General features: G+C 67.9%; 8 protein-coding genes. 1 reads left to right on the top strand and 7 read right to left on the bottom strand.

Annotated features, from left to right (window positions below):
• Positions 1-197: 197 nt before the first annotated feature.
• From CXY78_RS00490 to CXY78_RS00520, 7 genes are all read right to left on the bottom strand, one after another.
• Positions 198-5,537 carry a VWA domain-containing protein gene (locus tag CXY78_RS00490; protein ID WP_104087517.1) on the bottom strand — a complete coding sequence of 1,780 codons (5,340 nt, stop codon included), beginning with the start codon at positions 5,535-5,537 and terminating at the stop codon, positions 198-200.
• Positions 5,538-6,776, bottom strand: a complete 1,239-nt coding sequence (locus CXY78_RS00495; RefSeq protein WP_104087518.1) for a PASTA domain-containing protein — start codon at positions 6,774-6,776, stop codon at positions 5,538-5,540.
• Positions 6,777-6,830: 54 nt separating this feature from the next.
• Positions 6,831-8,801: a hypothetical protein gene (locus CXY78_RS21150; RefSeq protein ID WP_199182552.1), complete on the bottom strand. Its 1,971-nt coding sequence runs from the start codon at positions 8,799-8,801 to the stop codon at positions 6,831-6,833.
• 50 nt (positions 8,802-8,851) lie between these two features.
• The gene (locus CXY78_RS00505; RefSeq protein ID WP_104087520.1) at positions 8,852-10,384 is read right to left on the bottom strand and encodes a hypothetical protein; all 1,533 of its coding nucleotides are present in this window, start codon (positions 10,382-10,384) and stop codon (positions 8,852-8,854) included.
• Between the two features lie 76 nt (positions 10,385-10,460).
• Positions 10,461-11,114: a hypothetical protein gene (locus CXY78_RS00510; protein ID WP_104087521.1), complete on the bottom strand. Its 654-nt coding sequence runs from the start codon at positions 11,112-11,114 to the stop codon at positions 10,461-10,463.
• A complete protein-coding gene (locus CXY78_RS00515; RefSeq protein ID WP_233206027.1) occupies positions 11,101-11,964 on the bottom strand; it encodes a PP2C family serine/threonine-protein phosphatase in 864 nt (287 codons plus the stop codon). The genes CXY78_RS00510 and CXY78_RS00515 overlap by 14 nt, the downstream gene beginning before the upstream one ends.
• Before the next feature lie 3 nt (positions 11,965-11,967).
• Positions 11,968-12,456 carry an FHA domain-containing protein gene (locus CXY78_RS00520; protein WP_104087523.1) on the bottom strand — a complete coding sequence of 163 codons (489 nt, stop codon included), beginning with the start codon at positions 12,454-12,456 and terminating at the stop codon, positions 11,968-11,970.
• A gap of 88 nt (positions 12,457-12,544) precedes the next feature.
• On the opposite strand from CXY78_RS00520, the gene CXY78_RS21325 reads away from it, so the two are divergent.
• The coding region (locus tag CXY78_RS21325) for a hypothetical protein (protein WP_233206028.1) at positions 12,545-12,731 on the top strand (187 nt) is incomplete at its 3' end.

Here is a 12,731-nt window from a genome sequence, read left to right on the forward strand (position 1 = left end):
CAGCGGATGGAAAATCCGCATGATCAACAGCCGACCCCAAGTACGCGGACCCCTACTCTGGGACCCCACCCAAACCTGGCGGCCCACCCAGAGCCACCGGGCTAACACCCCCAGCCCCGAACCACCCTGGCGCACGTAAGCCTCACCGCGCTGTCCACCAGAATGTTTCGGTTTCACATCCTGAAAGGGCCGTGCTTTCAGGCGTCGACATTTCCACGCGCGAGATTCCGCGGGTGCCCGATGAGTCTCTTGGCGCTGCGACGCGACGCTCCGCCGGCCAGGCGTTGACCGAACAGGCGCCGGGCGAACAGCGCGAGTCCGATCGCGGCCAGCAGCATCATCAGACCGCCGAACACCGTGACCACGATCCAGACCGGCACCAGGGCGCCGACCCGCAGCTCGCGAACCAGCTCCAGTTCTACTCCGGCCTCAGCCGCACCGTTCATGGTCAGGGTCGCTGTACCCAGAGCCCTGTGCTGCGGAACGATGGCGGTGAGTTCGGCGTGGCCGGCGGCATCCGCTGTGGCGGTACCGAGAATGCTCGGGTCACCGCTCAGGGTCACGACCACCGGCGAGCCCGGCAGGTAGCCGGAACCGGTCACCCGCACCTGTTGCCCGGGCGACACGTGCACGGCTGGGCCGCTCACCCCCAGCTCGGCCAGCTTCGTGGGGTTGGCGAGGCCGGAGACCGCACGGTCAACGCTCTTGAGCAGTCCGGGTGCCGGCACCGCGTAGAGCTCGGCGCTGGCCAGCGCGGATGCCGACGGTTCGACACGCGCACGGTTCTGGCTCCAGAGCAGCAGGGTGTCGCCTATCGCGGTGAAGCCGTCGACGCCCGGTGCGAGCTGCCCCTCATCGGTCACCGTGACGAAGCTGTCGTCGTCGCACAGGGTGTGGTTGGGCTGCAGGGCATCTTCGGGCCCGGCGGCGTAGTACACCTCGTAGCCGTCAGCGGCCGCCCACAGGGCCGCCGTTTCAAGGGATGCGTTCAGGTAGGCGATGACGGTGTGTCCCACCCGCGCTTCGGCGCGGCCCCATTCCTTGGTGCAGTCGATTCCGCGGTCGCTCGAGAACAGCTGCGGGTAGGCCGTCACGATCACCGGTGCGTGGGTGCCGCCGCGAGCTTCACGGGCTTGCTCGGTGTTCACGGTGGCCCAGATGCTGCGGTAGACCGGGCTGAGGTCAAGTTCCTGCACCTTGCCGATCACAGTACGAACGGCCTGGTCGTCGAGTGCGCAGCCGGAGCTCGCGCACAGGGCGAGCAGGGCGTCGAGCCCCACGTCGGCGGCGCCGACCGAGACGACCACCTCACTCACTGCGGGCTCGGCCGCGAGGCGTTCGAGCTGGTTGTCTGCGCCACCTGGCATCTCAGCGCCGAGCAGGTTGTTGCCCGACGTTGCGGCGCAGGCGAGTACGACCGGGTCGGTCGATGCGGCGAGAGCGCCGGCGTACCCGACGGCTCCGCTGTTCTCACCGGCCTCACAGTCCGTGCCGGAGCCGCCGGAGGCCAGGCCGTCGCCGACCAGAGCTGCCGGATAGTCGCTCGCCGCCGCATCCGCCAAAATCGCTCCCGGCTCGATCGGGTCAGTGCGCTCTAGCAGGGTCTCATAGCTGCCTTCGACGATGACGGCGTCGACCTCCGGACCCCAGGCAATCAACCGATAGTCGGTGCTGCCGACGGCGTCTTGCACTGCACTGTAGAGCTGCACGCTCTGCGTGCTGGTGGCGCCGGGCGGCAGGTTGCCGAAGAGAAGTTGCGGTGACGGGCTGACCAGCGGCACCAGGTCGCCGCTCGGAAAGGTGAGCGCGACGGTGATGTCGGCCGCGTCTCGACCCGAGGGGTTCGTCACCGTGACGTCAACGTTCTGGGGCTGGTTGGCCAGAATGGTGTCGCCGGCCGCGACCGTGAGGTCGATGCTGGCTCGACCGAGTTCGGCGAGCTTGTCGGCGAGCGCATCGACGTCGTCGACCGAGGTGTAGGTGCCGTCGGTCTCCTCGGCGATGCACTTGAGCTCGGTTTCGCCGAGGTCGGAGGTCTGGAAACCCACGGTCTGCACCTGCAGGTCGAAACCCTGAGCGCGAATCTGCGCCGCAGCCTCGCAGGGGTTTCCACATCCGCTTTCCCCGTCGGAGACCAGGGCCACGGTGGCCCCGCTGTGGCCGTCTTCCTGCAGCTGTTTGGTCGCTGCGAGCAGCGCCTCAGCGGTGGGCGTGCCTCCGGACGCGGTAAACCCGGCGATCTCGGAGACGAGGTCGCCGGTGCCCATCACCGGGGCGACCTCGATGGCGTAATCCCCCGGCGCATCGCAGCCGCCGCCGTAGGTCCAGATTCCCATTTCCGAACCGATCGGCTGGCTCATCACCAGCTCGGTGAGGGCGTCCTGCGCCTTCTCGATGCGTTCACCGGACATCGAGCCGGAGAGGTCGACGACCACGAGCAGGGGGCGATTACCCGTTCCGGTGGCCGTGTCGGGCTCGGTGTCGGGGGCAAAGGCCTCATCCCCGGTCAGAGCGTAGGCGAGCTCATCGATGGTGTACTCCTCGTCCCAGAACACCTTCTTGTACAACTGCAGCGGCTCAGCCTCCCAGTTGAGCAGATTCTTGTCCAAAACCTCCAGTTTCACGCCGATGACACCCTCGACGACGATGTCGAAAGTGCTCGAGAAGACAACGGATGCCGGCGCCTCGCCGACGGTGCCCTCGGCCACCGAGCCCACGGTGAGGGCCGGCTTGATGTTGATACCGAAGTAAACCCCGGCCATGTCGTAGATCATCGCGTCGACCCGCAGGGCAAGAGTGGCGCCGAGGGCGACCTCGAGTTCGCTCTTCCACACGGTGGGGGCGGTCTCGGTGATGGTCTCATTGAACGACCGCAGCTTGCCGTTCTCGAGGCGCACACCGAATTCGCGGGTGATGCGTTCAACGGCCGTGAAGGTCGTGGTGCCGGTCAGCGACAGGGACCAGTCAAACTCAGCGCTCAGGTCGAAGGTGAGCACCCAGGGGATGGGGACCGGAGTCGGAATCACTCCGAGCAGGCGCCCCAGCGAAACGTGGGGAAGGTCGCCGGCGGTCACCTGCAGCGGTGTGCCGACCTGGCCTACTCGGCGTTGCTTCTTGCCCGAGCCGTAAGCGACGGCAATTTCGCCGTAGGAACTCACCTCGATCGTCTGGGTCTGTTGTTGCTTGACGCTCGATTCGAAGTCGGCGAGCACTGTGCGCACGTCGCGGGTCCACTCCCAGAACGGTGCGATCTCAATGGTCAGGGTGGCGTAGCTGACTAGTTCGAAGGCGACACCCAACTCGAGGCTCGCTTCGCCGCTGAACGTGGGTTTATTCGGAGTCGGTGCGGCGCTGGGCGCCGGTGCCGGCGTGGGGCTGGGGCTGGCGGCGGGCTCTGGCACTGACAGCTCGGTGTCGCCGGCCGAGAAGCTCGCATCGGCGCCCTCGGCGGACGCGGTGATGCTCATCTTGAGGTCGTTGCTCTTGCTCTCGTACTCCACCGAGACTTCGGGCTCGGTCGTGACGGAGACGGTGGCGCTGAGGTCGACGACACCGATGCGCTTGGTTTCCGCCAGGTCCGTCGTGGGGAGGCCGGCCGGGTCGGCGGCGGCGTTGTACGACGCCGGCAGCACGACCGGGCGGTTGCCTTCGGTGGAACTACTCGCGGCACCACTGGCAGTGGCCGGCGGCGTGAGGGCCGTGTCGGGAAGCAGAGCCTGCTCGACGACCCGATGATTCACCTGCAGCACGATGTCGCCGAATGCCGCCGGCCGAGTCGTCACGACCACGAGCCCGTCGATGAGTTCCACCGCGATGACCTCGCGCATGATGCCGTCCGGCGTCGCCTCCGACACCCCGGCAACGATGAACTCGCCGACGACGGCCGGAGACAGCCCAGCAAACGAGATCGACGAGGCGGTCAGGTTCGACGCCACGTCCAGGCTCGCCTCCTCGAGCACGACGGTGCGGTTGTTGGCGACCGCCTCAGTTGCAGCCGGTACCTCCACGGTGAACGCGACCTCGTCCTGCCCGGTCTGGCCGGCCCAGTCCGTTACCGTGGCGCTCACCTCGTGGCTGCCGGGGGTCGCTGAGGTCTCGATGCTCCACCGCGGCGGAGTCGTGGTGGAGTCGACGCGAGCACTGCCGATGGAGCGATTACCGAGGCGCACCTCGACGAGCTGCACGCCGGCATCCGCTTCGTCGATCGTGCCGTGAATGACGAAGGTTCCGCCGGCGTCGCCGAGATTGACCGTGCCGTCCTGTGCCGGTTCGGTGATGGTGAGCGTGGGCGGGTTGTCGTTGGCCGGCAGCGCGGTCGGAAAGTAGCCGAGCAGGGTGAGTGAGTCGGCGATCGCGCCGTCGGGCAGGCTGATGGTGCCGCCGGAGCCGGCGATGACCAGAGTGGATGCCGCCCCGCGCACCGGCAGGGTCGTCTCACGTCGGTCGTCGGCCAGGCTGTCACCGGCGTCGGCGCTTACGGTACCGGGAGTGGCGCTGGTGACCTCGACGCTGTAGAGGGCGGAGCCGACTGACGCCGTGGCGATGCCCTTCGGCAGGGTCGGCGCGAGGCCGTTCGATTCGAGGGCAGTGTCGAGGGCTGTGGTGGCGACCGGAACGAGCCCGCCGACGATCGTGGCGGCGTCGAGCGAGCGGCTCTGGCCGGCAACCCAGCCGGTGACGCTCGCGCGCACGGCGTCGACAGTGCCGCTGAAGCTCCACTGGAACAGGCCGCGGTCATCGAGCGGAACGAGAATCAGGGCGTTGCTCCATGATCCGCGGCTGTGCACGACCGCCGGGGCGTCATCGGTGCCCGCGGTGGGCAGGCTGAGCCGCGCGTCGGAACCGAGCAGGGCAACCTGCAGCCAGACGGCCGCCACGTCGTCGGTCGGTACCGCGCCGAGACCTTGGGGGCTCAGCGTGATCGGTGAGTCGAGGGCGGCGAGCGTGCCGCCGAGACCGGCGCTCGTGTCGATCACGAGGCGAGGCTCGATGGCCGCACTGCCGCCCGGTGCAACCGCCGGCTCGCCCTTGCCTGCCACCTGCAGGTAGGCGAACAGGGTGAGGGTGACGGCAACCGACTGGTCGGCGGTGAGGGTGAACGAGCCCGTGTCGTCGAGCCGTACGAGCTGCGAGGTCGTGCCCGGCGCGTTGGCGCTGAAGCTCACGATGGGGGTGACGGTCGGCTGTGAGCCGATGACGATGGCGCCGGGTTCGGTGCCGGGAACGATCTCGAGTTGGAGCAGAACGGAGGTGGTATTTTTCGGGAGGGCGGCATCCGCTCGGTCAATGGAAAACTCGGTCCCGGCATTCGCCACCAGGTCTTCTGACCCGACATCGAACGGTTCGACGGCGTGCCAGCTTCCGGCCGAGCCGGCGTCGTCGAGGCCATCAAGGGTGCCGGCGGCGGCACTGTTTCGGCCGTCCATGAGAAACCAGACCACGCCGATCGCCAGCACCAGGGTGACGACGACTCCGGCGGCGATCAGGATGAGTGCCGCGCGGCGACGCGGCTTAGGAGCGGCCCCCGAGGCGCTCACTTAGAGTTTTCCCAGTTCGTCGATGCTGCCGAGGACTTCCGGGGTGATGAGCACGAGGTACGAACCGTAATCAGATTCGGCGCTCGTGACTTGCACCGACAGGGTGGTCACGCCGGAGACGAGCCAGCTGAACGCCACCGGAGGCCCCTCGGCGAGCGCGTAGCGGGCGATTTCGGCACCGTCGGCGAGCACCACAACGGTGATGGACTCGTCACTGTACTGGTCGTCTTCGAGGCCGAGCGAGCCGGTAACCTCCGCGACGTGGCCGCCGAGCGTCCAGGTGACCGTCTCGGTGTCTGGGCTGGCCGACACCGTCACCGCGTCGTCGTAGTCCTGGCCGCCGACCGACTGGGTACTGCCGAAGCTGGTCGATCCCTTGGTCGGATCGATGTCGTCGAGCGAGACACGTGACGCACTGTCGGCAATCACGATGGCGACCGATTCGGACAGGGCCGATCCGGGCGCCGGAACAATGCTGGTGACCGTGCCGATGACGGCGCCGGGAACATACTGGCGCGTCTGCTCGACCCGGGCGCCCATACCCTGCAGCTCATCGATGATCTCGGCGGCTGGGCGGCCGGCAAAGTCGGGCACAATGGCGGGCGTGGATTCCAGGATCGTCACGCTCGTGGGGTTTTCGGCGCCGAAGACCGGCGTCTGCTGCACGATGACGCCGACCACGCCAGCGGCCGGGCGGGTGGCGACCTCGATGAGTTCGGCCGGCACCCCCGCGTCGACGATGGCCTGCATGGCCCGCTCGGTGTCGAGTCCGCGCACATCGGGCATAATGGCCACGTCGCCCGGTTGGTATTCGGGCAGCGCTACGGTGATCACCTCCGGGCTCGTGCGCGAGACCTCGGCGACCACCAGATGGTTAGCGACGGCCCAACCGGCGAAGACTCCGCCGGCGCCGCTCGCGAGCATGAGTGCCAGAACGGATGCCACAGCCACGGCGATCCACCAGCGCGCCTTGCGTTCCGGCGGCACCGTTTTGGTCTCTGGAGCGGCCGGCTCTGGAGCCGGATCGGTACTCGTTGGGTCGGGCGCAGCCAGATCTGTTTCAGCCAGATCTGCCGCTGTCACATCGGCGATCCACTGCAGAAGCCCGGGATAGCTCGCGGGGTTGTTCACGATGATCTCCCGCAGTTCCGGATGCTGCTGGGCGAGCTCGGCGAGCCGCTCCGGGCTGCTCTGAGGGTCAGCTGCGAGGTTCTGCAGGGCGATAAGCGTGGGATTCACGGGCTGGCTCCGGGTTGGGGATGAGTGGGGTGCGGTCGCAGGTGTTCGGTGGGGCTAAAGGCCGCGGGCGCGCAGCGCCTGCTGCACGAGCGGGTCGGGCGACTGCGCCAACCAGGTGAGCAGGTCGGGGTAGGTACTCGGGTTGCCCGCTAGTTGCGGCCAGACCTCCGGGTGCTTCTGCGCCAGGTCATAGAGCTCGGCGGCCGACGTGGCCGGATCGCCGGCCGCGAGGCTGGCCGGGCTGGGAGCTGCGACGGGCGCTGCGACTGCCGGTTCGGGTGCCGGTTCGGATGCCGGCTCGGCTGGCGCTTCGACCGGTTCCGGCGGAGCTGGCGGCGCGACCGGGGGCACCGGCGGCGCGACAGGTGCAGCCGCTGCGGGTGCGGCAGCAACGGGTGCTGCGGGCGCAACGAAGGCCGCCGGAGTCACGGTTGCGACAGCGGCGGGTGCCTGCACGACCGGCGCCGCGGCATCCGCTTGCGCGGTCGGCGGAACCGGCGGAACAGCCGAAACGGGCGCAACCGGCGGAACCGGCGCATAGCCCGTGTACGTGGCCTGAGTCTGGGCCCGAACCGGTCCGTACTGGGTGAAGTAGCCGCGAACGGCGGCCGGGGCGGTGAGCGAGTAGAACACCAGGGCTGGCAGTCCGAACGCGAGGGCGAGACTCAGCGTCGCCGCGGTCGTGAGGATGATCAGCGAGAAGGAGCTGTACGCCGCGCCATCGAACATCCAGGAATAGAGCTCGCCGACGTTCTCGTCGCTGAGGGTCTGGGCGCGCAGCACGACGAAGACGATACCGAGCACGGTGACGATGCCGGTCAGCCCGAGCACGAGCCACTGGCTGCCGGCCGGGTTCGACCGCAGCGTTGTGCGGGCGATGATGGCCACCACGATGATGATGGAGAGCACGATCGTGGCACCGATGTTCAGACCGGTGGAACCGGTATTGGTACCGCTCCCAATGAGGTTGGCGATGACCAGCAGCAGGCTTAGACCCGCGGCGCTGATGATGAGAATGAGCGTGAGCGAGGCCACGCCGAACCATTTGGCGATCGGTTCGATCGGCACCATCGCCAAACGCAGCGCCGGTGCCGAGGCCAGGCCGAGCAGCCCGGCGAGCAGAATGAGCGGGTAGCCTCCCCAACTGAGCGACTCGATACCGCCCACGGACAGAGCAAAATCGGTGAATGCGTCGATCGTGATGACGGCGACGGCGATGCCGCCGAGCGTGCGGCCGACGGTGAGCCAGATCGCGCTGCCGCGAATGATCCCATAGATCGGCAGCAGCACGGCGGCGGCGCCGGCCAGCACGGCCACGACCGCGGTGAGCAGCACCACGGCGTTGACCTGAGCGGATGTCGACGCGACCAGTCCCAGAACCAGCGCGCCCAGCACGGTCAATGCCACCACGGCGCCGTATCCAATCACGATGCGGTGCCAGATTCGAGCGATCGGGTGGTAGCCGACGATGCCGACCAGTTCGGCGGAACGGGGCTGGGCGGCGAGGAAGGCGCCGGCCAGTCCGAAGGCAGCCGCGTAGCCGAGCCCGGTCGTTTGATCCTTCGAGAAGGCGTCAATGAGCATGAACCCCAGCACGAGGAGCGCGTATGGGACGTTGACCAACAGTCGGATCAACCAGATCTGGGCGAGCCCGACGCCCGGCCCGAAAACGCCGGCGCGCAGCAGGTAGGTGAGGCTGAGCGAGAACAGCGACAGCAGCGTGATCAGGATAACCTCGATGCGGCCGGTCGCTCCGATCGTTTCGCTCATGTTGTAGGTGTCGGGACTGTTCATCCACGGTAGGGCCAGGGAGATGAGGAGCAACAGCAGTGCTCCGCCGTCGCGCGCCCAGTCGGAGGCGGGGATGCCGGCGAACGGGTTCGGTCGGGTCGGTGCCGGGGCGTACTGTGGCGCAGCTGCGGGCGCGGCGTACTGCTGCGGGGCCGCGTACTGTGGCGGCGCGACGGGCGCCGCATACTGCGGAACTGCCGGCGGCTGCTGGGGGGCGTTCGGGTCGAAGGTCATCTGAGTCCTCTGTCTTCGTTCTGGTTTCGTGTCACGGTGCTGCGCGGGGGTTACTGGTAGAGCCGGTCGAGTTTGCCGTCCTGGCTGAGTCGCACCAGGTTGTCCACGGCGATGCCGGTCACGTCGGCCACGGTGCGCATGGGGCTGACGAACCATCCGCTTTTCTCCTGCACGGAGAGAACTCGCCAGCTGTCGGCGCCGAGTTCTTTCATCCAGGACGCGTCGTCGAGGCATCCGTCGAACGACGAGTAGCCCGAATCGGTGGTGACGCAGACTCCGTTGAATTCGGTGCGGTACGGCCAGTTGTAGCCGTCGCCCTCGATCACGATGCTGTCGATGTCGAGGCGCGCCGTATTGCCCTCAATCTGCGGAGTCACAGCGAAATCGGTGATCTGCAGGTTGTCGTAATCGCCGTCACCGTCGGTGGGCATGAGGGCGTCACCGTAGAGGCTGAGAAAGCGACGTTCGGCCTCGGGCAGAACCGCGGCGAGGTCGCCGTAGTCGCCGTTCTCGCCGAACGCGATCACGGCTTCGGCGAATCCTTCGGCAGCGGCGTCGGCGGTGTCGAACGACGCCACGTCGCCTTCGGCGACCAGGCTGCCTCGGGCGTTCGATCCGCTCTGCAGAATGTTCTCGCCGGTCGTCAGCAGCGGGCTGACGTACCAGGAGCCACCCTCGCGAACGGTGACGATGCTGGCGTCGTGTCCGAGCGAGTCGGCCAGGTCGGCGGCGGTCTGCGTGTACGGCAGCATGTCGTTCAGTTCGTCGATCGACGACTCGCGCAGGTCGGCGATCATGGAATCGGTGTCGCTGTCGTCGTAGCCCCACGACTCCTGCTGCAGGCGCAGCTGCGGCGCGACGACCTGGAGGTAGGCGTCGGTGATCGTTTCAGCATCACCGTTCATGGTCATCTCACCCGCGGTGATAGTGACGACGGCGATGCCCTCTTCGATGTCTTCAGACTCGAGTTCGAGCCCGGTCAGGGTGATGTTGAGGCTGTCGACGACGGTGTTGATGAGCTCCGGCATATCAACCGGGTCGCCGTTCTCGTCGTCCATGGCGATGGTGCCGAGCTGGTCGATCGGAGCCTTGAACGATTCGATCTCAGCGGGAGACAGCGAGCCGTACAGGCTGATCAAGTCCATATCGGCGGTGCCCTCGAACAGCTTTTCGACCGCAGCAGTCGGTGAGGATGCCCCGCCCAGCTTCGAGAAGATGGCCCCGTAGGCCCAGATGCCGCCGCCCGCGACCAACAGCACGACGACCCCGATTGAGCCCCAGATCAGCAGTTTCTTGCGCGGCCTCTTGGGTGTTTGGCCCGGCTGGGCATAGGGATTCACCAAAGCGGATGCCGCCGGCTCGGTCGCCGCCGCGACAACGGCGGGCGCGACTGCGGGCGAAGCGATCACGGGCGCGATCGTGCCGAGCTGGAGCATCCACTCAATCAGGGCCGGGTAGCACGACGGATTTCCGGCGATGACGGGGTGCAGCTCGTGGTGGGCGGCAGCGATTTCGGCGAGCCGGGCCTGCGAGGTCGCCGGGTCGGCGGCTTCCCGATAGAGGGGGGAGGTGGAATCTGTCACGAGAGAAATGCTCCTAGATGGTCAGTGCTGGTAGACGGGTACGAAGTGAGGGGGCGGTAGCGGGTAGCGGTCGCCATTACCAGGTGAGAATGGTGAAGACCGTGTACGCGGCGGCTGCGAGAACGACCAGAACGGTGATCGAGATGATCAACGTCAGGGTCACTCGGCGACGGCGACGCTTCGTGACCGCGGCACGCTCGCGAATCTCGGCGGCCGCGTCGGCGAGCCGGAGACGGGCCAGGTCGGGCTGCACGTCGGCGAGGGGCAGCGGGTTCTTTGGCGGAATGATGGCCGGTGTCGGCCGCGCCGCGTAGCGCACGCTCTCACCGCTCTGCACCTGCGGCGGCTGGTAGCGCCGTTGCAGGGAATCCACGACCGGAGTGTGCAGGGGGGCGGCCGCTCGCCGTCCGTTCAGGAGGGTATCGGCCGCCGTGCTGCCCCGGGAGGAACGCACGGTGGCCTCGTCGTCCGGGCCATTAGTCGGGTCATCAGTCGGGTCATCAGTCGGGTCGGCCGCATCTGATGCCTTCGTACGGGCCGGTCGCAGCACACGGCGGGTGTGTTCATCACTGCCGCGTTGCACGATGCGGGTGTGTTCGTCCATCGTGCGCGAAACGATAATGGTGTCGTCACTGTCGGTGTCGTCGGTGTCGGTGTCATCGGTGTCGTCGATGTCGGGCAGGTCTGCCACCGGTTCCGGGGGTGGCGCGCTCGGGTCAGCGGGCTGCATTGCGGGCCACTCGTTGCACCGGTCGGGTGTCTTCGGTGCGGGTATCGATGGTGTCGGAGTGGTCGTCGCCGATCGCGACGCCGTGCCAGGAGCTGACCCCGCCGGCGATGACATCGATCACGATCACCGAAACGTTGTCGCGGCCGCCGTGCTCGAGGGCCCCGGCGAGCAGCGCGTCGGCCGTCTGCTGGGTGCTGCCGCCGAGGGTCAGACCGGCCTTGATCGCTTCGTCGGAGAGCTCGCCGCTGAGGCCATCGGAGCACACCAGCAGTCGTTCGCCGGTCACGACCGGTCGCAGCCAGTAGTCGGCGCTGCTGTTGTCGGCACCCATCGCGCGGGTGATGACGTTTTTGTGGGCGAAGCTGGCGACATCCGCTTTGAGCAGTGACCCTTCCTCGATGAGTTCCTGGGCGAGGGAATGGTCGACGGTGAGCTGCTGAAAGTCGCCGCCGTGCAGGCGGTAGACGCGCGAGTCGCCGACGTTCACGATGAGCCAGTGTGGGGCATCTTCGTGGTCGATGAGCACCAGGCCGGTGAGAGTACTACCCGCGCCGCGCCCGGTCGAATCCGACACGGCGCGCACGCTGGTGTGGGCGCGCTCGACCGCGGCCACCACGTCACCGGCCGCAACATCGGTGCGGCCGACGCAGCCCCGGAACTCGGCGATCACAGCGGAGCTGGCCCGCTGGCCGGCCTCCAGCCCGCCCATGCCGTCTGCGACGATGAACACCGGTTGGGACGCCAGCAGCGAGTCTTCATTCTCGTGCCGTTTGCGGCCGACATCGGTGCGCGAGCCGCACTGCAGCGACACCCCAGCACTGGTCGCTCGCTGTTCGGCGAGGTGCGTCACGACTCAGGCCTCCAGGTAGATGCGCGCCGCGAGCTCCCCCAGCAGGAACCGATCGGTCAGGGGCGCGCTCGCACCCGCATCGAGTTCATTCTCCAGTCCGCCCCCATCAATGAGCACGACGCCGTTGGTCGAGTGCAGGTCGCTGATACCCCAGGCACCTTCGACAAAGTCCAGACGGGCGTGCGTCTTCGACACCGTCTTGCCGGGGTCGTGCAGCGGAACCAACTGTGCGTCGGTGTGTGCGCCGCCACGTGCGGGGTTGCGCCCGAGCAGCACGACCGGTTTGGTGAGCGACACTTTGAGACCGTGCTCGGTTTCGAGCGTCCACGGCTTCATGCGGCGCGCCGCGATCATCGTTTCGTCGAGGTCGTCGCCGGCTTCGTCGTCGACTTCAGCGGCGACTGGCGCGGGAAGTGCGGCGGGGACCGCTGCGACGGCTACCCCGGCGGCGATCTCGGCGGCGGCTGCGGCGAGCTCGCCGGGCAAGGCCATGGGGAGTTCCGCGGTCCCTGGCCCACTAGCCGCAGCAGCGACCGGTGCGGCGCTCACCTGAACGACCGGCGCCGGCGGAGCCCACGGGTTGGCCGGTGCGGCGGCCGCAACGGGCGGTGCCGCAACATCCGGCGGCGCCGGCGGGGCAGAGGCTACCGGCGGCGCCGGCGGAGCAGAGGCTACCGGCGGTGCCGGCGGTGCCGGCAATACCGGCGGGGCGGGTGGGGCAGGCGGGGCTGGAACAACGGCCGGAGCCGACAGCACCGGCACAGCAG

Origin of the sequence: Cryobacterium sp. N19 (genome assembly GCF_002929595.1) — a bacterium.
Lineage (GTDB): Bacteria > Actinomycetota > Actinomycetes > Actinomycetales > Microbacteriaceae > Cryobacterium > Cryobacterium flavum.